The sequence below is a fragment of the Streptomyces sp. NPDC050485 genome (genome assembly GCF_044458185.1).
Taxonomy (GTDB): Bacteria; Actinomycetota; Actinomycetes; order Streptomycetales; family Streptomycetaceae; genus Streptomyces.
Genome location: NZ_JBITHR010000031.1, coordinates 37,634 through 59,522, shown reverse-complemented (window position 1 = coordinate 59,522; position 21,889 = coordinate 37,634). Strand labels below are relative to the sequence as shown.

Annotated in this window: 15 protein-coding genes; 10 read left to right on the top strand and 5 right to left on the bottom strand. The window is 68.1% G+C overall.

The window, feature by feature from the left end; translation table 11 throughout:
* Window positions 1-652 precede the first annotated feature (652 nt).
* Complete coding sequence (locus ACIBK6_RS37240) at window positions 653-1,066, top strand: hypothetical protein (protein WP_399057062.1); 414 nt, start codon at window positions 653-655, stop codon at window positions 1,064-1,066.
* A 58-nt stretch (window positions 1,067-1,124) separates the two neighbouring features.
* Window positions 1,125-3,815: a Helicase associated domain protein gene (locus ACIBK6_RS37235; protein WP_399057060.1), complete on the top strand. Its 2,691-nt coding sequence runs from the start codon at window positions 1,125-1,127 to the stop codon at window positions 3,813-3,815.
* Between the two features lie 66 nt (window positions 3,816-3,881).
* Here the strand turns inward: ACIBK6_RS37235 and ACIBK6_RS37230 are convergent, their stop codons facing one another.
* Entirely contained in the window at window positions 3,882-4,244 is a 363-nt protein-coding gene (locus ACIBK6_RS37230; protein WP_399057058.1) for a hypothetical protein, read from the bottom strand.
* A gap of 259 nt (window positions 4,245-4,503) precedes the next feature.
* Window positions 4,504-5,460 carry a hypothetical protein gene (locus tag ACIBK6_RS37225; RefSeq protein WP_399057056.1) on the bottom strand — a complete coding sequence of 319 codons (957 nt, stop codon included), beginning with the start codon at window positions 5,458-5,460 and terminating at the stop codon, window positions 4,504-4,506.
* A gap of 1,078 nt (window positions 5,461-6,538) precedes the next feature.
* Between ACIBK6_RS37225 and ACIBK6_RS37220 the strand changes: the two genes are divergently transcribed.
* The 5 genes from ACIBK6_RS37220 (at window position 6,539) to ACIBK6_RS37200 (ending at window position 15,776) form a co-directional block, all read left to right on the top strand.
* The gene (locus tag ACIBK6_RS37220; protein WP_399057054.1) at window positions 6,539-10,438 is read left to right on the top strand and encodes a polymorphic toxin-type HINT domain-containing protein; all 3,900 of its coding nucleotides are present in this window, start codon (window positions 6,539-6,541) and stop codon (window positions 10,436-10,438) included.
* A gap of 64 nt (window positions 10,439-10,502) precedes the next feature.
* Window positions 10,503-10,793 (top strand): hypothetical protein, encoded by a 291-nt coding sequence (locus tag ACIBK6_RS37215; RefSeq protein ID WP_399057052.1) that lies wholly within the window; start codon window positions 10,503-10,505, stop codon window positions 10,791-10,793.
* A gap of 340 nt (window positions 10,794-11,133) precedes the next feature.
* Window positions 11,134-11,661 (top strand): hypothetical protein, encoded by a 528-nt coding sequence (locus ACIBK6_RS37210; RefSeq protein ID WP_399057051.1) that lies wholly within the window; start codon window positions 11,134-11,136, stop codon window positions 11,659-11,661.
* Window positions 11,662-11,893: 232 nt separating this feature from the next.
* On the top strand, window positions 11,894-13,444 hold the full coding sequence (locus ACIBK6_RS37205; protein ID WP_399057049.1) for an FG-GAP-like repeat-containing protein: 1,551 nt from the start codon (window positions 11,894-11,896) through the stop codon (window positions 13,442-13,444).
* Between the two features lie 481 nt (window positions 13,445-13,925).
* Window positions 13,926-15,776 (top strand): FG-GAP-like repeat-containing protein, encoded by a 1,851-nt coding sequence (locus tag ACIBK6_RS37200; RefSeq protein ID WP_399057047.1) that lies wholly within the window; start codon window positions 13,926-13,928, stop codon window positions 15,774-15,776.
* A gap of 213 nt (window positions 15,777-15,989) precedes the next feature.
* Here the strand turns inward: ACIBK6_RS37200 and ACIBK6_RS37195 are convergent, their stop codons facing one another.
* Window positions 15,990-16,505: a hypothetical protein gene (locus ACIBK6_RS37195; protein WP_399057045.1), complete on the bottom strand. Its 516-nt coding sequence runs from the start codon at window positions 16,503-16,505 to the stop codon at window positions 15,990-15,992.
* Between the two features lie 69 nt (window positions 16,506-16,574).
* On the bottom strand, window positions 16,575-17,876 hold the full coding sequence (locus ACIBK6_RS37190; RefSeq protein WP_399057043.1) for a beta-ketoacyl-[acyl-carrier-protein] synthase family protein: 1,302 nt from the start codon (window positions 17,874-17,876) through the stop codon (window positions 16,575-16,577).
* A 56-nt stretch (window positions 17,877-17,932) separates the two neighbouring features.
* Between ACIBK6_RS37190 and ACIBK6_RS37185 the strand changes: the two genes are divergently transcribed.
* A complete protein-coding gene (locus ACIBK6_RS37185) occupies window positions 17,933-18,475 on the top strand; it encodes a helix-turn-helix domain-containing protein (protein ID WP_399057041.1) in 543 nt (180 codons plus the stop codon).
* Window positions 18,476-19,165: 690 nt separating this feature from the next.
* On the opposite strand, the gene ACIBK6_RS37180 is transcribed toward ACIBK6_RS37185, so the two are convergent.
* Window positions 19,166-20,722 carry a hypothetical protein gene (locus tag ACIBK6_RS37180; RefSeq protein ID WP_399057039.1) on the bottom strand — a complete coding sequence of 519 codons (1,557 nt, stop codon included), beginning with the start codon at window positions 20,720-20,722 and terminating at the stop codon, window positions 19,166-19,168.
* A 313-nt stretch (window positions 20,723-21,035) separates the two neighbouring features.
* On the opposite strand from ACIBK6_RS37180, the gene ACIBK6_RS37175 reads away from it, so the two are divergent.
* Entirely contained in the window at window positions 21,036-21,356 is a 321-nt protein-coding gene (locus ACIBK6_RS37175) for a hypothetical protein (protein ID WP_399057037.1), read from the top strand.
* Window positions 21,356-21,829, top strand: a complete 474-nt coding sequence (locus ACIBK6_RS37170) for a hypothetical protein (protein ID WP_399057035.1) — start codon at window positions 21,356-21,358, stop codon at window positions 21,827-21,829. The genes ACIBK6_RS37175 and ACIBK6_RS37170 overlap by 1 nt, the downstream gene beginning before the upstream one ends.
* Window positions 21,830-21,889: the final 60 nt, after the last annotated feature.

Here is a 21,889-nt window from a genome sequence, read left to right as displayed (position 1 = left end):
CCCGCGGAGCGGGTACCACATCGCTGCGCGATGTGCAAGCGAACACCCGCGCTGCGCGCGGGTGTTGCGTTCCCGCTCCGCGGGAACGCTGGCGGGAGGCTGCGCTCCCGCCCAACCCGCCTGCTGCGCAGGCGGGTTGCTGCTCCGTCCGCTGCGCTCCCGGAGCAGCGTGGACTTCGCCACGCTAACCGGGCTTCCGCTTCGCTTCAGCCCAGTGCCGGCGGGTCTGCTGCGCTCCCCCGCCTCAACGGTCCCTCCGGCTACGCCTCCAGAACCTTGAGGCCCGCTGACGCGGGCCAGGCTGGCTACAAGGGTGGGGGGCGCTCGTTCGGGTCGGGTTCCAGCATAGTGAGTGCATCAGGTTTTGTCAGCATGTACCGTTGGCGAAAACACGGTAGATGGTGAGGAGCGGAGATTGGTGATCGACAGGGAGATCCCTGCAGGTATCACTCGCAGGGCGCAATACTTCATCCGAGCCCACGGTCACTGGGCTGGCCGTTCTGACATCGAGCAGTACAGGGCTCGATGGATGGAGCATGGTGTCCCCGAAGCGCAGATCGACCGGGTGTCTGTCTATGAGGCCGTCTGGGGTGGCCTCGTTCTTCCTCCTTCTCCCCACTACGACGGTGGGCCTCGGACGCTCAGCGGAGAAGTGCCCGAGGGACCGGGCCCCGACTGGCACTTCGAAGCCGGAGTGCAGCGCACGGCTCTCCCCTACTCGTTCGTGATCGGTCCCAACGGGGAGTTCGGACTCCACGCCGGCAACTGGGTACCGCTCCACGCCACCATCGAGGGATGGGTGGAAGCGCTGGCACTGGCCGCCCACGCTCGCAGCTGCGCCCACACCACCACGACACTGACGGGCGACGCCGTGGACGACCTCATGCTCGAAGGATTCGAGGCCGTTCCGGAAGTCGCCGGACTCGCAGACACCTGGTGGCGCGGCCCCACTTCGCTCATCGCCATCTACCGCGGCGAAGCCGAGGTCATGAACGCGCCTCAATGCCGGACCGCCACCATCTACGCCGGACTCGACGAGTGGGGACTCAGAGGACTCGACTCATAGCCACAACCAAAAAACGCCTCGCTGCCCGAACCTCCACCTCGTAGAAAGGAAAACCGACATGCAGAGAATCGCTCTCAGGGAACACCAAGTCGACCAGAAATCGGCTTTCCGTAAATGGGTGGGATTTCCTGCAAGGTCATCTGTGCCCCCGCAGGGTGCCCGGGGCACGATCGTGTCCGCGACCGGATCGGGCAAGACGATCACGGCCGCCGCGTGCGCGCTGGACTGCTTCCCGGGCGGCCGGATCCTCGTCACCGTCCCCACCCTGGACCTGCTCGCGCAGACCGCCCAGGCATGGCGGTCGGTGGGCCACCGGGCGCCGATGGTCGCGGTGTGCTCGCTGGAGAACGACGCGGTCCTGAACGAGCTGGGGGTACGCACCACCACCAATCCGATCCAGCTCGCCCTGTGGGCCGGGCAGGGACCCGTGGTCGTGCTTGCCACGTACGCCTCGCTCGTGGACCGCGAGGACATCACAGCAGCGGGCCAGCGGAAGGTTCGCGGCCCTCTGGAGGCAGCACTGGCAGGCGGGGAGCACCTCTACGGGCAGCGGATGGACGGCTTCGACCTCGCGATCGTGGATGAGGCCCACGGCACCGCCGGTGACCTCGGGCGGCCCTGGGCGGCGATCCACGACAACGCCCGCATCCCCGCGGACTTCCGGCTCTACCTGACCGCGACCCCGCGCATCCTCGCCTCGCCCCGGCCACAGAAGGGCGCGGACGGACGCGAGCTGGACATCGCGAGCATGACCGACGACCCGGACGGAACCTATGGCGCATGGATCGCCGAGCTCGGGCTCTCGGAAGCGATCGAGCGCGAGATCCTCGCCGGATTCGAGATCGACGTCCTGGAGATCCGCGACCCCTCCCCCGCCCTCGGAGTCTCGGAAGAGGCGCTGCGGGGCCGGCGCCTCGCACTCCTGCAGACCGCCCTCCTGGAACACGCCGCCCGCCACAACCTCAAGACCGTCATGACATTCCACCAACGAGTCGAGGAAGCACAGGCGTTCGCGGACAAGCTGCCCAAGACAGCCGCGGAGCTGTATGTCACCGAAGCGTCCGACGAAGCCCTCGCGAAAGCGGAAAGCCTGCCGAAGTCGTCGATCGAGGCGGAGCTGTACGAGCTCGAGGCCGGCCGCCACGTACCCCCCGACCGCGTCTGGTCCGCATGGCTGTGCGGCGACCACCTCGTGGCCGAACGACGCGAGGCACTCCGACAGTTCGCAGGCGGCATCGACGCCAACAACCGCCGCGTACACCGTGCCTTCCTCGCGAGCTGCCGCGTGCTCGGAGAAGGCGTCGACATCACCGGCGACCGCGGGGTCGAGGCGATCTGCTTCGCCGACACCCGCGGCTCCCAGGTCGAGATCGTGCAGAACATCGGCCGGGCGCTCCGGCCCAACCGCGACGGCAGCACGAAAATCGCGCGAATCATCGTGCCCGTCTTCCTTGAGGCCGGGGAGGACCCGACCGACATGGTCGCCTCCGCGAGCTACAAGCCGCTCGTAGCCGTCCTCCAAGGCCTGCGCTCCCACGACGAACGCCTCGTCGAGCAACTCGCCTCCCGCGCCCTCACCCGCAGCAAGCACGAGCGCAAGATCCACGTGAAGCGGGACGAGGACGGCCGGATCGTCGGCGCCGACGGAGAGGGCGACGGCGAGGACCAGGAGCAGGAGCAGGAGCAGGACGGCACCGACGCCGCCGCCGAATCAACGCTGCTGCACTTCTCCAGCCCACGCGACGCAGCAACCATCGCCGCCTTCCTGCGCACCCGCGTCTACCGGCCCGAATCGCTCGTGTGGCTGGAGGGCTACCAAGCCCTCATCCGCTGGCGCGCCGAGAACAAGATCACCGGACTGCACGCCGTCCCCTACGACGTGGAGACCGAGGTCGGCATCACCAAGGACTTCCCCCTGGGGCGATGGGTGCACCAGCAACGCAAGGCGCTCCGGGCCGGAGAACTGGAAGAACGGCGCAAGACCCTGCTCGACGCACCCGAAGCCGGAATGGTGTGGGAGCCGGGCGAGGAAGCCTGGGAGAACAAGCTCGCCGCGCTCCGGTCGTACCGGCGGGCGACCGGGCACCTCGCGCCGCGACAGGACGCGGTCTGGGGCGAGGCCGAGGCGATGGTGCCGGTCGGGCAACACCTGGCCAACCTCCGGCGGAAGGGGGCGAAGAACGGCCTGGGCAAGGACCCGGAACGAGCCGCCGTACGCGCGGCGCAGCTCACCGCGATCGACGCGGACTGGGACTGCCCATGGCCACTGCACTGGCAACGCCACCACCGCATCCTCGCCGACCTCGTCGACGCCGACGGCAGCCTCCCCGACATCGCACCCGGCGTACTGATGGACGGCGACGACATCGGCAAATGGCTCCAGCAGCAGAAACAGCCAGCCACCTGGGCACAGTTGTCGACCAAGCAACAGGAGCGACTGACCGCACTGGGCGTACAGCCCACCCAGGCACCGTCCACCGCCCCGGCGACCGGTCGCGCGGCGAAGAGCCCGAGCAAGGCGCAGCAGGCGTTCCAGCGGGGCCTGGCGGCCCTCGCACAGTGGGTGGAGCGAGAAGGCGCCAACCGGCCGGTGCCACGCGGCCACAGCGAACAGATCACAGACGACGGCGAGACGGAACCGATGGCCGTGAAGCTGGGCGTATGGATCTCCAACACCAAAACGAGGCGCGACAAACTCACCCAAGAGCAGCTGGATGCGCTACGAGAGCTCGGCATCGAATGGGCCTAGGGCTCCGGCGGATCATGCCGAACGCATGGGACTCTCCGGTTCTGGAAGGCCGTGCCGTCAGAGGCGTCAGCGGAGCCGGTCTGGGGAGGGGAATTGCGTGATCTGCTCGTCGAGCCAGGTGTAGGTCTCCAGATAGGACAGGTAGCCGGCATGGGCGAAGACCAGAACCCCGCCGATGGGCTGCCCGTCGGCATCGACGACTTCGGCCTCGGCGACGACGGGATCATCGGCGATGAGGGCGGCAGGCGTGAGGGTCTCGTCCAGGCCGAGATCGATGCTGGCGCAGGAGCACGTGCAGTGCCCGGCCACCCGCAGATGCGGGATCTGCGCCCGCAGAGCGCGATGAACAGGGTCGTCGCCCTTGAGGAGTGCCTCAAGGAGCTCGACCGCTTCTACGGGTACTCGATCACCGGTCGTGCTGACTTCCATGTCCTGACCTGACCATCCGACCAGGTTGAACGTCAAACCGGATTCCCAGTAGATCCCGACGCCCGGGGCTGATCACGGGTGGAGCCAGAGCCGGATCGCGGCGACGGTGACTGTGCCGTGGAAGACGCAGTCCCGCTTGTCGAATCTCGTGGGTGCGGCCGATTCTTGCTTCACGCCCGGATCCGGTACGGACCTGTCACCACCACCGTAGTGCCGACGGCCGTGGCAGCCGTTTCCTACCGGCTTAGGTCCCGGAGGATCAGGCTGAGCGGCCAGCAGGGTCGGGGTGGAGCGTGGCTTCGATCCGGTCGGCGACAGGTGTATCGCACCCCTGCGCACCGAGTACATACTGCGCCGCATAGGCGGTCGCATACAAGGCCATGCCTGGCAGTTGGTCAGCTGTCCGCAGGGTCGGGGACGCTTTCACTTTGACGAACGAGTCGCTTGGTCCGGCGGGCACGTACTCGCCTAGAACGGTCATGGTGGTGTGTGTCCCGAGCCCGGACATGTGACGGTAGTAGAAATAGAGGATTCGCAAGTTCTCCGTGGCGAAGCCGCGCGTCGGCCCCCACTTGGTGAGGGTGTCCACCATCTGGGAGACCGTCAGCTCCTGTGCCCCCAAGGTGCCGAACTCCGCGATCGCCTCGCTGCGGTCGAGGCTCAGCGGCTTGAGTTGCGGCGCGTGCGGCAACTCAGTCAAAGACTTCGCATCTTCGGCGGGGTTGGCTGCGTTCCACCGGGCTTTGTGACCGTTCTCCTTCTCCACCCTCTTCCGCCGTGTGCGGGCTTCCTTGCGGGCGGCGGCGAGCGTCGCGTCGATGGTGTCGGCCTCCTGCTGGAGACCTTCCTGATACCGCACTTCCGCCCGCGCGAGGCGTTCCAGAGCCGGGGACTCGCCGATATGGATGTACAGGCACACCACACAGGCCTCCAGATGTGCCCGAAACAGAAGGCGCGCGGCCATCTCCTGCTCAGCGCGTGCCGCCGTCTCCATCTCAGCCAGCAACCGACAGCAGTGGCTCAGTGCCGCTCCGGCGTACCGCCGCCACCTGACCCGTTCGGTGCCGGAATTGACCAACGCCCAACGGGAGCTGTCGAAAGCCTGCCCCACCTCGGCAAGCAGGAGCGGGACAAGTCCGGAGACATCCTCGGAGGTGAGCGGCCCCACGGTGGAACCGGCGTCCCCACCAACCTGCGGCCCGTCTATGTGGTTCACCCGGGAAACGGTAGACCGCCCCCGACCCGCTCCGCCGTCAATATCAGACATCGCGCAAACGAATCGCGCGCGAAGACGAGCCATCGCCTCGGTTGAGTCAACGGGCCCCCGCCCGCCCCTCTCACGCAGCCCTCACTACGCTGGCACCCGTCCGGGGTGGACGGCTGGCAACCCTGCCAGTGACGGACGTCCGTCCCGGACACCCCACCCCCGGGCACCCCGCACAGCCCCACGAGGGCGTACCGCAGCAGCAGTAGCCCGGAACTGGTCGGCCAGGAACTCGTTGAACCACTCGCCTCAACCCCCCAGTGAGGTGCACAGACTCAGGGCCCCGCAGCCGTAGCTGGGCCCTGAGTCGTATCCGGACCCCGCGAAGGGCCGCAAAGGGGGCCGGCGCCACGCGGACACCCCATGGCCGCGCGACCCCAACTCCCCACGGCGCCCGCCCCGCCACACTCGCAGACCCAGGACCCTCATCCAAGGCACGACCACCCTGTGATGCCCCCACTGTCGCAGCCGCCCGTCCCCCGACCGCCGACAGTCCTGAGCTGGTAATCGCGTGAGCACGTGATGTGGCGCGCTGCGCGGTCAAGAGCGGTCGTTGGGGGCAAAGCCGATCTGGACGCCATGGCCGAGGACGGCGTTTCCTCGAAGACCTAGACCCTCATGAGCAGGGAATCCCCAGGCGAAATGATCCCGCAGTCCACCACCTCACGGGCCTGTTACTGAGCACGGTGACAGACAATTCGGAACTGCGGAGACCGACCAAGCCCTCCACCATCCCTACACAGTGATGGATGGAACTCCCCTGGAAGTGCTGGGCATCACAGAACCGATTCACTTTTCAGACGTTATGTCGCCTTTGCCCGTATACGTCTTTCAGCAAAGGAAACTCCATGACGTGGTAAAGTTACTTCGCTGAGGCAACCTTGCCGGACGGCTCCATTGGCCTTTCATAAATGACACCTCGGTTCGCGACAGCGAAATGTCCTATGCTATTTTTTGCCGTTCGGGATAGGTGGCGGGACGCGCAGAACAGGCTTCGCATTTTAGTAAGGTTCAGCTGAATGTCACTAAAATGAGGGAGCTTCACTTGAATTCCGGATTGCGAGCCGCGCCAAGATGGCGCGGCGTCGTGGCGACATTGATAGCCCTGGTAATGACACTGGGTATCGAGCTGCGTCCGGCTATGGCCGCCGAAGAGTCCGTAACCTACAGCAGATCTGATGTTGTAGGTGCCTGGAAATCCGGGGGCCCGGGGGTACGAGGGGGTGCGGAGGCTGCGCTCGTCGGGTCGGATGCGCAGATTCAGGAGTTCATGGCACACGAGCTGCCGAAGCTCGAAGACGACGACTTGCGGGTGCGGGTCGCCGAAATCATGGCCAAGGGTGGGCCTGGTGTACGCGCAGCAGCGAGTACTGCGCTGGACGGCACCTCCGAGCAGCTGCAGGACTTCCTGGACAACGGATTTCTGCCTGCTTATGAAGACGATGTGCGCGTCAGCATAGGCCGCGTCATGGCCTTCGGCGGTCCAGGGGTGAAGCGTGCGGCAAATAAGGCGCTGGACGGCACACCCGATGATCAGCTTGCATTTCTCCAGAAGGGTCAGTTCCAGGCTCGGACGGATGACAATGAGGTCCGTGTCGGCCAGTTGATGGCCACCGGTGGCCCGAACGTCAAGCGGCTCGCGGGCCAGGCCCTGGACGGTACTCCCGAGGACATACAGGAGTTCCTGGACCACGGCTGGGAAGTCGCGGCCGCGCGTGACCAGGAGGCGCTCACCGTCGGTCAGCTTTCCGAACTCGCCGACAAGGCGCAGAAGCAGGCGAGTGAGCTGACCGAGACGGCCAAGGAGGAGGCCGCCAAGGCGGAGAAGGCCACTGCTGCGGCCAAGAAGGCGGCACTGGAAGCGGCCGACGAAGCCAAAAAGACCAAGGATTCGGCCACCCAGGCGGCAGCAGCCGCTTCCCGCGCAGCGGCCGCTGCCGACCGTGCGGCCCAAGCGGCTCAGACGGCCGTATCTGCAGCTGCGGCCGCGAACGCGACGGCACGGGCCGCCGCTACTGCGGCAGCACAGGCGGCCTACGCCTCCAGCCAGGCGGGCAAGGCGGCCGCCTCCGCGCACTCCGCTGCCTCGGCCGCTGCTGGTGACGCCGCTCAGGCGAAGAAGGCGCGGCAGGCGGCGGAACAGGCTGATGCCGCCGCCAGCGGCGCGCACAAGGCCGCAGACGCAGCGGACCAAGCCGGCGTCGCCGCCGACAATGCCGCGACAGCCGCGCTGTCGGCGGCCAGCGCCGGTAGGAACGCAGCCGCTGCGGCCACATCGGCCGCGAATGCCGGCAAGTGGGCCGGCGAGGCGGGTGGCAAGGCCGAGGAGGCACAGGCGGCGGCGGCACGCGCCCAGAGGCTCGCCGATCAGGCCACACGCGCGGCCAACGCCGCGTACACCAACGCCAAGGAGGCAGCCACCGCTGCCCGGCAGTCGCGGGACGCCGCCAAGGCAGCCGCGCAGCACGCCGAGAATGCGGCGAAGGCGGCAAGAAAAGCCGCGGAGGAGGCGGGCAAGGCGAAGGACGCCGCAGCCGCAGCCACCACCGCGGCCAACTCGGCCACCGAAGCCGCCAACCGGGCGCTGACGGCTGCCCAGCAGGCCTCCTCCGTGATCGAGGCGGCCCGCAAGGCCGACGCCGAGCGTCTGGCACAGCAGCAGGGCCAAGAGGTACTGACGGCCGGGGAGGCCAGTCGGGCCCACGACGCCCGTGTGGCTGCCGGTGCTTACGAGGTCGGCCGCCTCCAACAGCTCAACACCGCGACGAAGCAGTTGCTCGATGACGCCTCGCAGGCGTCCGACCCGAACATCACAGCCGCCAAGGGACGGCAGGCTGCCGTCAACATGCTGAACACCGGCGGGACCTGGGTGCGGGATGCCGCCGAGTTCGCCCTGTCGGGCAGCGACGCGGACGTGGCCCAGTTCGTCCGCGCGGGGCTCGCGACGGCTCTGGAGCAGGACGATCGCGCCAGCGTCTCCCACATTGCTGCGAACTCCGCGATTCCCGCGCAGCGGCAGGCCGCGCTGAATGTGCTGGACAAGCCGGTCGACCAAGTGCGGGAGTTCCTGCGCACCCGGGCCTATCCGGGCAAGGAGGATGACGACCAGGTCGCCATCGGCAAGCTCTCCGCGACGGGCGGGCCGGGAGTGAAGGCAGCAGCCAGCAAGGCGCTGGACGGCACCGCGGCTGACATGGTGCAGTTCCTGGAAGTCGGGCAGTACAAGGCTCGCGAGGACGACGACCGTGTAGCGGTCGGGCAGGCCCTGGCGTCCGGGGGCCCGGAGGTCAAGGCGGCGGCGCAGGCCGCGCTGACGGGTCCGCCGGACGGGCTGCGCACCTTCCTGGACGTCGGCCTGTACAAGGCCAGGCAGCGGGACTTGAATGCCGCCACCCATATTTCCCAGATGAACGGCCTGCTGCAGGCTTCCTACAAGTCGGCGTTCCTGGCCCTCAAGGACGCCTCTGACGCCCAGAAGGCCGCGGCTGACGCCCGGAGGGACGCCGCCGAGGCAGGCGAGTGGGCGAACAAGGCCAACGATTCCGCCAAGCAGGCTGACGGCTACGCAAAGCAGGCGAACGCTTCCGCGGACGCAGCGGCGGAATCCTCCCGCCGCGCCGAGGAGTCGGCGAAGACAGCCAGGAACGCCGCCGCCTCGGCCCAGCAGGCTGCCCGGTCGGCGGCACGGTCCGCAGGACAGGCCCAGCATTCAGCAACGGTCGCCTCCGGCTACGCCGCGCAGGCGAGGACGTCCGCCTACCAGGCGAGTCTCTCGGCGCTGGCTGCGGGAAAGGACGCCGAAGCGGCGTCAAAGGCCTCCTCATCAGCCATGAAGACCGCCGCCGACATGCTCCTTGCGGAGCTGACGGCCCAGATCAAGCAGGAAGCGCAGGGAGCCAGTAAGCCCCTGTCCGACAAGGAGCTCCGAAGCGCCCTCGAGAAGCGGTTGGTCACCTACCGCTCGGATCTCCTGTCGAACGGAGAGCTCAAGCCGGGTGAGACGCTGCTCGTCTGCGGCGGCGACGGGGCCGGCGGTATGGGCTGCATCACCAGCACATATCTCGACCGTCTGATCGCCTGGTACGTCGGCGCGGATGAGGTCGAAAAGTGCCTTCAGGGCAAGTCGCCCAAGTGTCTTGGCGACCTGGCGCTGGTCGCGCTCCGGGCCAAGCTGCTCAAGAAGGCGCCGTGCGCGAAGAACAGCTTCGTTCCCGGAACGCGCGTCCTGATGGGCGACCGTCGAACGAAGGCGATCGAAGACATCCGTGTCGGCGACCGGGTCCTCGCCACCGACCCGCGCTCCGGCCGCACGGAGGCCGAGCCGGTTGAGGCGACCATCGTCGGCAACGGGTCCAAGAACCTGGTCAGCATCGGCATCGGCGGAGCCGGTGAAGCCCCCAAGGGCACGGTGGTCGCCACCGACGGACACCCGTTCTGGGTAGGGGGCACCAGCAACACCTGGAAGACGGCCGCCGATATCAAGGCCGGCATGCCGCTGCGGAGCGCCACCGGTGAAGAGGTGCAGGTCACTTCGACCCGGGCCTGGACCGTTCCCGAACAGCGCGTCTACAACCTGACGGTTCGTGAGCTTCACACCTACTTCGTCGCCGCCGGCACCGTGCCGGTGCTGGTGCACAACGCGGGCGGCGCCAAGTTCTGTGGAGCCGATGCCGATGCGATGCAGCACTGGGCCGGGACGAACATGACTGTCGAAGAAAGCGCCGTATATCATCTCGACAAGCACGGCAAGGGGCGGACCTTTGCCGAGTACACGACCGAAGCCCTAAATCTTTGGAAGAAGTCGAAGCCGGGAGATCGGGTACGGACGAAACTCAAGGATGGTTCGTGGGGATGGACGATCGACGGGGGGCTGTTCGGTGGGAAGGGGATATATACCAATGAAGGAAAGATCGTCACCTGGTGGGACTGAGTGGCAGGGTTTCCGGGACGCTTTCGCAGCGTTCATGGCCCTTCCTTTTCCCAGTCGTCCCGCAGTGCAGGAGCTCAGTGACTGGGGTTCCTCGCTGCTCGCTGTCGACGGGTATATCGCTGGATATGCCATCCGGGTCGAGAGTGGGTCTCTGGATCCTCGCGAGATCTCGGACATCGATCCTCTGGTCCTGGAAGTCGAAAGCCTGCGTCGCAGCCTTGAGGACATCCGCCCTCAGACCAGGGAATACATCGCTCCGCTGGAGGAGTTCAGGTGCTACATCGTGGCACTTGAGGCCCTGATTCACGCGTTGGCGCTGCTCGCTGACGAATCAGGAGAGTCGACCATGGGTTGACCGGAGGATTGGTCATCTGGATGGGCCCCGTCGGATCGCATGTCTCCGACGGGGCCTCATTTTATGTCAAACTCTGATTCCGGATCGAGCACAGATCTTTATAGATTCTTCACAATCTTAAGTGCAACTCTTTCAGGACGTGGCAAGAGTCACTCCAAGGTTCCCGCCATCCGTCCGATCTCGTGGCCGATGAATTGGACAGAAGGCCATTCTGCGGGATTTCATTACGGGGCACGCCCACACATGAGAGGCGAGCACTCTTTCCGATTTCTTTCGCTCCCGCGTTCTTCCAGACCACGTTTCTGGATGGCCGAGCGGAATCAACGACTCGAGGATCGTCATGAAGGCACGCCCCACGCATACAGCGCAGCCGAAGCGGAACAAACTGCTGACGCGTACCATCGCTGCCGCAGCCGCCGCTGGCACCCTGGCCTGGCTCGCCGCGACCGGCACCGGAGTGGCATCCCAGGGAACCGCGCCGGCCGCCACCGAGCAGCCCGGCTCCACTGTCGAGCACTTCGACTACCCGAACGCCGAAAAGATCCTCGCCGAAAAGAACATCATCCTCAAGCGAGGCGACGGCCACATCACCCTCGTCGACTGCGCCAGCGGCACCGGCTTCATCGAGATCAGGGCCCGCGAGAAGCCCAAGTCCTGCTTCAAGGTCACCGGCAACTCCGGGTGGCTGACGATGGAACTCCCCTCGGTCCACCTCATCAAGGGCAACGACTACAACACCAAGGCCGACATGACCCTCGGCACCGAAGAGAAGACCTTCGACATCACCAAGGACCAGTGGACCCCCGTCGGCGAGACTGCCGACCCGGGCCACCAGTACGCGCTGGTGGAACTCCGGGCGACCAAGTAGGACACAGCAGGAACCTCCGCCCCGCATCCTGCCCTCGGCCACCCCGGCGCGGGCGGGCCGAGCACAGCCACCAGAACCTGTTCATCAAGCAGCAGCGCGGCGCACCTGCGGCGAGTCGCGCAAACCATAGACAACGGTGGCCCGCCGGCTCGGCGCTCCATCGATAACGGCCGATCGCGGCCTTGGGTCCTGCTTCGGACCCCCGAATCCATTTTTATCCATAAGGACCACCATGTCTGGAAAGCGACCACGCACCGCGTGGCTCACTGGCCTGTTCGCTCTCACCACGGCGGCCGGTCTCGTCACTGCTGCCCCTGCCGGTGCCCTGTCGGGTGCCGATGCGAAGGACAGTGATCTTGGCTATGCGGTCAAGGTGAACTTCGGTGACAAGCAGGCCTGTTCAGGCGTACTGGTTGAGAAGCAGTGGGTGATGACGGCGGCGAGTTGTTTCGCTGATGGTGGTCAGCCGGCGAAGACCGGCAAGCCCGCGGTGAAGACGACGGTCACGGTCGGCCGTCCCGACCTCGGCCCTACGGACGGCAGCACGGTGGATGCCACATACGTGAACGTGCATCCGGACCGTGACGTGGCGCTGCTGCCCCTGGCCTGGCCGGTTGTAGACGCCAAGCCCATGAAGCTGAGCAAGTCGGCTCCGGTCGCCGGTGAGCAGCTGCAGTCGGTGGGCTTCGGGCGGACGAAGACGGAGTGGGTGCCGAACAAGCCGCACTCGGGCACCTTCACGGTCGCCTCCGTCGACGGCGGTTCGATCGGTCTGAACGGGTCTGATGCAGCGGTGCTGTGCCAGGGCGACGCCGGCGCGCCCGCCGTGCGGAACGTCAACGGCACCCTTGAGCTGGTGGCGGTCAACAGCCGCTCCTGGCAGGGCGGCTGCCTGGGCACCGACCCCGCCGAGACCCGCACCAGCGCCCTCGACACCCGCGTCGACGGCCTGGGCACCTTCAACCAGCCCATTGGCAACACCGCCGACTTCCGGCCGCAGCTGGCCAAGCTGCTCCCGGATGTCACCACGGTGATGACGGCGGGTGACTTCAACAACGACGGCCGCAGCGACCTGGCGGTGGTCCTCAAGGACGGCACCCTCCACACCTTCGCCGCCCGGGCCGACGGCACCTTCGAATACGGGCGCAAGCTGTGGAACGACGGCAGCTGGAAGAACGCCACCAAGATCGTGGCCGGCGACTTCAACGGCGACGGCCAGATGGACATCGCCTCCGTATGGGCCGACGGGCGCCTGCGTCTGTATGCGGGGAAGCCGGACGGCAAGCTGGCCGAAGGCAAGCTGCTGTGGACGGACACCAAAACCGACTGGAACGGCATGCTCCAGATCGCCCGGTTCAAGCCGGACACCTCCGGCCGCGACGGCCTGCTCACCGTCTGGTCCACCGGCGACCTCTACGCCTACCCCACCGACGGCGACGGTGTGCTGGGCAGCTCGCAGAGCATGTGGAAGGACCCCTCCTGGAAGGTCGCCTCCAAGCTCACCACCGGTGACTTCAACGGCGACGGTCGCGACGACGTCGTCATCACCGACGGCGCCGGGGCACTGGTGCGCTACGGCAACGGCAAGGGCGGCCTCAGCGACGGCGTGTCTATGTGGCCGGACAAGAGCTGGAAGAGCGTCCAGGCCATCCTGGGCGGCGACTTCGACGGCGACGGCAAGACCGACCTCGGCAGCCTCTGGAACAACCAGCAGAAGTTCACCGTCTACAAGGGCAAGGGCGACGGCACCCTCGCCAGCGGCACAGACGCCTGGACCCGCTGACCAATCCCCCCTCCCGCCTGCGCTGCCGACGGAAGACGCCGTCCGCGGCGCAGGCGGACCCCGGGGAGCACCTCCGCAGACTCAACACACCAACCGGCACCACCACGTATCGACACACCATCAGCAGGCGCTTGTCCAGCGGACTGTCCTGTACCTATGGGCACAGCGATGCGCCGGGCCCCGTCCCGATGAAGGTTTCATCCTCATCACCAGCGTCTCTCTCCTGCCCTCTCCCGAGACAACGGCGGAGTCCGTAAACCCGCCATCAACGCCCCGTGGTGCGCTGAGGCCAGGGCCATGCGCGTCAGCCGCGCCCGGCCGTATCACCTTCGACCGGCTCGGTGATGCCGACGGTCCGCGGGGCCCGACATGGCGCTGTCCAGCCGACTCATCGCATTCTCGAAGCTTCCTGCGGGTTGACGTATAGCCCCGCCCGGGCTCCAGCGGGACTCTTCACCTTTCAACACATCCAAGGATCACCATGTCTGGAAAGACTTCACGCACCACCTGGGCTGCCGGTCTTCTTGCAGCGGCAACGGCGGCGGCCGGACTGGCCGCCGCCACGCCCGCCACGGCCCTGTCGGGCACCGACGTCACCAACGGCACGTACGCGTTCACCGCGAAGATCAACGTCACGGACAAGCAAGCCTGTTCTGGTGCGCTGGTGGACCCACAGTGGGTACTGTCCGCGGCCAGCTGCTTCACCATGGACGGCCAGGCCGTCAAGGCGGGCAGACCAGTTGTGAAGACGACGGTGACCGTCGGCCGTATGGACCTGACCCAGTCCACCGGGAGTGTGCAGGAAGCCGTCGAACTGGTACCCCGTACCGACCGGGACGTGGTGATGGTCAAGCTGGCCCAGCCCGTTCCGGGCGTGACACCAGCCAAGATCGCCTCTGCCGCACCCGCGCCGGGTGAGCAGCTGACCTCGACCGGCTTCGGACGGACCAGGACCGAATGGGTACCCGATAAGGCCCACTCGGGCGTGTTCACGGTGGGCGCCGTCGATGGCCGTGCGGTGAGCTTGAACGGCTCGGACAAGGCCGTGATCTGCCAGGGTGACGCCGGCGGCCCGGTAGTGCGCGGGTCGGGCGACCAGACGGAGCTGGTCGCTGTCAACTCCCGTTCCTGGCAAGGAGGCTGCCTCGGCACTGATGCCTCAGAGACCCGTACCGGGGCCGTGTCGGCTCGGGTGGACGATCTCAATCCATGGATCCAGCAAGTCCGGGCACTGCCCAAGCAGTCCGAGTTCACCTCCGGGGACTTCAACGGCGACGGCAAGGACGACGTGGCCGTCCTGTACGACTACGGCAACATTGGCGGCCGTAACCGCACCGCGCTGTGGGTGTTCACCAGCGACGGCAAGGCCCTGACGGCGCCGCGCACCTGGTGGGACAGCCAGAACGATTCCTGGAACTGGAACTCCGTCCAGCTCACCTCCGGCGACTTCGACGGTGACGGCAAGGCCGACATCGGCGCCCTGTACAACTACGGTGTCGAGAACGGCCGCAACCACACCGCACTGTTCACCTTCACCAGCACCGGCAGCAGCTTCAAAACTCCGGTCAAGGCCTGGGACAGCGGCAATGACAGCTGGAACTGGAATGCCAGCAAGCTGACCGCCGGCGACTACAACGGCGACGGCAAGGCCGACATCGGCGTCCTCTACAACTACGGCCAGACCAATGACGGCCGCAGCCAGACCGGCCTGTGGACCTTCACCGGCACTGACACCGGCATCAGTGCCCCCAGGAAGGTATGGGACAGCGGGTCCGACAGCTGGAACTGGGACGCCAGCAAGGTCACCTCGGGCGACTTCGACGGCGACGGCAAGCAGGACGTAGCCGTCCTGTACAACTACGGCAGCGAAAACGGCCGCAACCGCACCGGCCTGTGGTTCTCCGGAGGCGCCTCCGGCCTCACCTCCCCCACGAAGGTCTGGGACAGCCAGGGCGACTCCTGGAACTGGAATGCCAGCAAGGTGACCGCCGGCGACTACAACGGCGACGGCAAGGCCGACATCGGCGTTCTGTACAACTACGGCCAGACCAATGACGGACGCAGCCAGACCGGCCTGTGGACCATGGGCGGCACCACCGCCGGCGTCAGCGCGCCGAACAAGGTCTGGGACAGCGGATCCGACAGCTGGAACTGGAATTGGAGCGAGGTCGTCTCCGGCGACTTCAACGGCGACGGCAAGCAGGACATCGCCGCCTGGTACACCTACGGCCCCGGCCACGACGGCCGCGACCGCTCCCGCCTGTTCACCTTCACCAGCACCGCAACCGGCATGAACGCCCCCACCGTCCAGTGGGACAGCTCTATCGGCTGACCACCACGGCAGCGGCGGCATCCGGCCGCTCAGCGGCTCTACGCCATCCCTCTATCCCCTTCGCCCCCGGCGGGGCCCCTCCGCACGCCCGGAGCGGGCCCGCGGCCAACACCAGCACCTTGCCTTCTGCCCCTTCCCCTCCTGACGCGTATCGAACGCAAGACCCCTTCGAGCCGCGCATCTGCGCTCCGAGCCGCTCACGCGTAGGGCGGGTCAGGTCCGGCGGGGGTCGCTGATGCGGGTGCGGGCGCAGGCCAGCATCTCGTTGGCTTCGGCCAGGGTGGCGGCTGCCTGTACCGGCGGTGAGAGGTGGGCTTGCAGGAGCAGCATCAATGCGCGGGCGGTGTCGCTGATGGCGTCCAGCCCGGGGTCGCTGTGGGGCGTGGACTTGCGCGCCTGGAGGAGTTGTCCGGCCATCAAGGACGCCTGCCAGTACCAGATGGCGGGCAGGTCATCGGGGGTGTCGCCGGCCATCGCGGGGAGCACGCTCGCGCGGGAGGTGGTGATTTCATCGAGGTCCGGCTCGATGGCGAGCAGTTCGAGTTCTGCGCGCATGGCCTCGCTGGCCAGGGTGCCGTAAGCGGCGGCGGCCAGGCAGGCCGTCCGCAGAGCCTTTCGCTGTGGGATGTCGTAGCTGGAGGGGGTGGCAGGCTCGGCCGCGTGCAGGAGGCGCAGGATCTGCACGAAGGTGTCCGCGTCGGGGCAGGTGGATTCGCTGGAGTGAGTCACGAAATGGTCCATACCGTCAGGTTGTTGAAGATCGGGCATGCCGGTTGCGCGTACGGGCGGCGGGGCCGCTCATGCGGCGCGGCGGAAGGCGAGGACGGCGTTGTGGCCGCCGAAGCCGTAGGAGTTGCTCAGGGCCACGTCGCCCTTGGGCAGTGCACGGGCGGCTCCGGTGACGATGTCGAGCGGGTTGTCGTCATCGGCAGTCTGGAAGCCGGTGGTCGGCGGTATGAGCTGGTGGTGCAGGGTCAGTGCGGTGGCGACGGCTTCGACACCGCCGGCGGCGCCCTGCATGTGGCCGAGGGCTCCCTTGGGGGCGGTGACCGGCACGTTGGCGACGCCCTGGCCGAAGACCTTGGTCAGGGCGAGGACTTCCGCGGCGTCCCCGTTGGGTGTCGCTGTGGCGTGTGCGTTGATGTGGGCGACGCTGTCGATGTCGGTGCCGGCATCGGTGAGGGCCTTGTGGATCGCGTCCACGATGCCTTCCCCGTCGGGGCGCGGGGCGACCATGTGGTGGGCGTCGGCGGAGACGCCCCACCCGGCGGCCTCGCAGTAGATCCGCGCTCCGCGCGCGAGCGCGTGCTCTTCTGACTCCAGGACCAGGATCCCCGCGCCTTCACCGAGGACGAACCCATCGCGGTCCCTGTCGAAGGGCCGCGACGCCGTGTGGACATCAGTCGCGCTGGACAGGGCCCGCATGGCAGTGAAGGAAGCCATGACGCTGGGGGTGATGACGGCTTCGGTGCCGCCGGCGAGAACCACGTCGGCGGCACCGGCGCGGATGCGGTCGATGGCCTGCCCGATCGCCTCGGTTCCGGAGGCGCAGGCGGCGACCACCGTCCGGGCCTCTGCCCGGGCGCCGATGTCGAGGGCCACCTGGGCCGCGGCGCCGTTGGGTACGACCATCGGCGCCGTGTGCGGCGAGACATACCGGGCTCCGCGGGTGGACAGCGTGTGGTCGGCGGTGACCAGGACCGGCGCCCCGCCGATGATCGTGCCCATCGACACGCCGACGCGCCGGGCATCGATCGCACCGTCGCGGACGGCACCGTGGTCGAAGCCCGCGTCGGCCCACGCTTCGCGGGCGGCGGCGACAGCGAACTGAGTGCCGCGGTTCATGGTGCGGGCCTGCACGCGGGACAGCTGCTCAGCGGGATCCGCAGCGCTGGGCGCCGCCACATGCACCGGCAGAGCGCTGAACGGTTCCCCTTCGAGCACCCGTACCCCGCACCTGCCCTCCAGCAGGCCATCCCAGGTTTCGGACGCGGTCGCCCCCAGCGGGGAGATGGCGCCCAGCCCGGTGACCACCACCCGGCGCCGCGGCGCGGGAGTAGGGCCGCCGGTCCGGCCGGAAGGGAGAACAGAGGGTGCCACAGCGTCATCTTTCGATATCAAAGAGAAGGTAAAGTAACAATAGCTGCACATCCATCATGATCATTGCAATATGCCTGATAGGTACGAAAATGCGGGCCGATCGTCCTCCAGCGCGCCACAGCAGGATCGAGATTCGGGATGCGCGCACCCGCCGCCTCCTGGCCACCGAGCTTCGCCGGATGTACGAGAACGGGGCCACCCTCCGCGAGCTCGCCCAGGCGACCGGGCACTCCGCAAAGAGCGTCCGGGACCTGCTCGTGGAGGCCGGCACGCGCCTGCGCCCCCGAGGCCGGCGGCCGGCGCGCCCCGACGCAGGACCCGACAGGACCGCAGCACCGCAGCACCCACACCAGGCACCTGACTCCCGGCACCGCGGCGCCCGGGAGCTACGGGCGCTGTACGAACAAGGGGCCAGCATCCGCGAGCTGTCCGCCCGCACAGGAACCTCCTTCGGCGCGGTCCGCAACCGACTCCTCGACGCAGGAACCACCCTGCGCTCCGTCGGCGGATTCCACCGCCAGCCCGACGGCACCCGAAAGCCGACACCAACACCATGGCGAGCGGCACCGGACCCGTTGCGAGACCCGGAAACCCGTTAGACGCAGTGAGGGCCCCCCGGCCGGTGGCCTCCGTGCGGGTCAGCCAGCGGTAGAACGCGGCCGAGTCGTCGCCCAGGACGGTGACGGTGCCCAGCGGGGACAGCCACCGAATCGGCAGGCCGGTGTAGGAGAGGGTGGTGGGGAGTTCGACGAGCTTGTCGTCCTCGCCGTAGACGAGTCCTTCGATGCGGTAGATGCCTTCGGGCAGGCCGAGGGCCTGCGCCTGGCCCTCGGTGAGCGGGAGGCCGACCTTGCTGGTGGTCACCGATTCGATCCCGTCGACTGTGCGCTCGGGCGGGTGGATGTCAGTGATGGTGAGGTCGAAGCGCCGGCCCCGGTGCAGCGATAGGTGCAGGTGGGCGGCGAACGCCTCGGCGGTGCGCGGGATACGGTCACGTACCGCGGGCGGGATTCGCTGGGGCACGCTGACGATGTAGGTGCCGCCCACCTGCACGTCCTTGGTCCGCATCCGGCACCCCCCTATGCGACGGAGCCATGTCGCCGTCTCCAGCATCCCGTCGCTGCGCCTGGTTCCGCCAGGGCGCGCGGGACGCGCACGTCAGCCGGCGGGGGCATCGTCTCTGGACGTCACCACGAGTGCCGGCGGGGGCGGCATCGGAACGACACAGGAATTGCCCGCCGAGTTCGACTTGTCGGGCAGCCAGGTTCGAGAGCCCGGCAGGGTTTCCGTTACTGCCAAGGCGGCCGTTCGTCATCGCTTCCGTCGCTTTCGTCATCGGCGGGGCGGAGGAAGTCGTTGAGGCGGAACGGGATGAGCAGGTGGGACCACTCCATCCCGGTGGGCAGCGGGCCGAGTTCGGCAGTGAGGTGGACGGGGTTGGCCTCGGGCATCGCCAGGACCGCGGTCATCGCCGCTGCGTGGCGCTCACGCAGCGGCAACGGCTCGGGCCCGGGAGAGGCGAGGTGGCTGAAGTAGGCCCAGGCGGCGGGCGTCAGGGCGAAGCCGTGGGCCGTGAGGTGGGCGGCGAAGGCGGGATCGTCGACGGGGAGCTGCGCCAAGGGCTCGTGAGCATGAGGCCAGGGCATGTTCAGGTGATCCATCAGGATCCCGGGAAGGGAGAGGAGGCCTTCGGAGTCACAGTGGGGAAGCGCCGGCCACCGCGCTGCTCCCTGTGGCGGCCGTCGGGGGTCCAGGTCCTCGGTGCTGGTGGCGGCCACGGCTTCGAGCAGTGTCCGCAGGTCCACCACCCGCGTTCGCCCCGGGAGCATGCGCATGCGGGGCACCAGGAGGCGGTGGGTCAACGGCTGGCGCACCTCGGATGGATCCGCCAGCACGTGGCCGGCGTGCTGCCCGGCCGCCCAGCACGCCGCCTCACGCGAAGGGGCCTGCTGTGCCTCATAGTTGATGCGAGTCCCGTCCGGGCCAGGCCATGTCAGCTCCCAGCCCCACGCACGCGCCTCGCGCGGGCTGGTGCCCGGCCACAGTGTCTCCCGGTCCGCTGCATCGCGCTGCTGGCCGGTGAGCGGCTTGACCCGCGCCTGAGCGTGGACGGGGAAGACACTCAGGGTGAGCGGGTGCGCGGCGCCGGGCACGTCAAGGCGGGCACGGAGAGTCTCGCCGGGCTGCCTGATCCAGTCCAGAGGGGGCGAGGGAAGGCTCGCGGCGAGGTCGATGACGTGCCCGGCCAGCGTGCACGCCATCGCCAGGACGGCACGCTCCATCCCCTGGACCTGGACCGGTTCCCACTGGCCCGGTTCGAGGGCGGTGAGTGCGTCGGTGAGGTCTTCGACGTGGTCGTCCTCGAGGTTCCACTCCAGTGCGGCTGCCTCACCGTCCCACACCCCCACCGGGCGCCGTGGCGCTCCGGTCTCGTTTTCCAGCCACCGCTCCGCGGCCGCCGCGGCGTGGAGGGCCGTGTACAGGTCGTGGGTGACCTGATGGCGCGTCATACCGAGGCCGGCAGCGATCTCACGCAGCTGGACGGGAGTGCGGGAGACGACCCGGGCGGCGAGGCGGTCACCGAGTTCGCGTACGCCGCCGGCGAGCGGGGTGGCCGCACTGGGGCGATCCGGCCAGCTGTGCGCGGCATGACCGAGCATCCACCCGGCCATGCCGGCGCCCCGAGCCTGGTCGACCGTCTCCAGAACATCGCGCACGAATGCCAGGGCGTCCGGCGTCCCGGCTGGGTACATCCCGGCGAACAGGCACACCCGCTCCGGCAATTCACCCGCCACCGTGCCCAGAGCGGCCGCCGCTGCCGCAACCCGTGACCGCTCGCTCTCCACACCGTCCCCCTGCCCGCCCGTTCCCTGGCCCTCTCGCCCTCAGCAAGCCACATCCAGGCCCCCCGCAGCGGGTGAACCGACGAACTCACCCACCCAAGTGGACGATCCCCCATCGTGATCACGCCACCGGTCTGCGACAGCGGTGCCGTGGAGTGACGGCTGCCAAGGGGTCTCGTACGTCAAGCTCCGCATCCTGGTGTGATGATGACAGTTTTCACGCCCAGGGATGAACGGCCCGCCTCCCGGCTCGACTTCGCCCCCACGGCCGCGCTACGAAGGTCTCTTCAGGTTTGTGATCTTTGGAGGGGTGCTGGTGCGTGCAGCTGCCAGGTTGACGGTGGGGATCGCCGGTGTGCTGGGCGCCCTCGTAGCCGGGCCGATGGGGTCGGTGGCGGCGGCCTCGGGTGAGGAGCCGTGCCGGATCGACGCCGACGCGGCCGTCATCCGCCAGCAGCCGTCGAAGACGGCGGCGAAGGCAGGGCTCGGCTACCGCGACCAGAAGTGCCGCTTTCACGGCTACACCCGCGATGTGGTCTGGGCGCACATCACGATGAAGGACTCCGGCGTGGACGGCTGGGTGGACCGCCACCTGATCTCCACGGCCAAGGAAGAGCTCGCCCCCACCGGCCCCTGATGCGCCCCGCGCGGCTGCTGCTCGCGGTGCTGGCCGTGCTGGTCAGCACGGGCTGCGTCGCCGTCGCCTCCAGAACCACGCCGCCCGCACGGGAGTTCACCCCCACCGGGGGCCGCATCGCCACCGTGGCACCCGGTCCGCTCTGGCCCGATCCCATCCAGCCGCCCGCCCGCGAGACCCTGGCCCCGGCCTACGGCCCCGCCCCCACGGCGGCCACGGCCCCTAGCGCCGAGCTCGTGGACCTGCCCGGACCGGACCAGCCACCACACGAGGCCCCTGCTCAGCGGCACGAACATGCCCCGCGTGCCGCCGGCCACACCCCGGCTGCCGTCCAGCACTCATCCCCCCTACCCCGCCCCTACCGGCATCGCCCCGAGCCCGGCTACAACGCCGTGGCCCTCTGCTCCTGGGCGCAGGGCGCCGGTCTCGATCCGTCCGTCGTACGCGCCTGCCGGCAACAGCTCGACCGCTGATCCGGCCTCGCGGAGGGTGCCCCGTGGCGGGTGCGTGACCTCACGGCGGCCGCGGCGTTG

Bases quoted from the DNA above. Each gene is read 5' to 3' on its own strand.
- ACIBK6_RS37235 (WP_399057060.1), top strand. From the start codon at position 1,125: ATGCAGAGAATCGCTCTCAGGGAACACCAAGTCGACCAGAAATCGGCT.
- ACIBK6_RS37230 (WP_399057058.1), bottom strand. From the start codon at position 4,244: ATGGAAGTCAGCACGACCGGTGATCGAGTACCCGTAGAAGCGGTCGAG.
- ACIBK6_RS37220 (WP_399057054.1), top strand. From the start codon at position 6,539: ATGAGGGAGCTTCACTTGAATTCCGGATTGCGAGCCGCGCCAAGATGG.
- ACIBK6_RS37210 (WP_399057051.1), top strand. From the start codon at position 11,134: ATGAAGGCACGCCCCACGCATACAGCGCAGCCGAAGCGGAACAAACTG.
- ACIBK6_RS37205 (WP_399057049.1), top strand. From the start codon at position 11,894: ATGTCTGGAAAGCGACCACGCACCGCGTGGCTCACTGGCCTGTTCGCT.
- ACIBK6_RS37200 (WP_399057047.1), top strand. From the start codon at position 13,926: ATGTCTGGAAAGACTTCACGCACCACCTGGGCTGCCGGTCTTCTTGCA.
- ACIBK6_RS37185 (WP_399057041.1), top strand. From the start codon at position 17,933: ATGATCATTGCAATATGCCTGATAGGTACGAAAATGCGGGCCGATCGT.
- ACIBK6_RS37170 (WP_399057035.1), top strand. From the start codon at position 21,356: ATGCGCCCCGCGCGGCTGCTGCTCGCGGTGCTGGCCGTGCTGGTCAGC.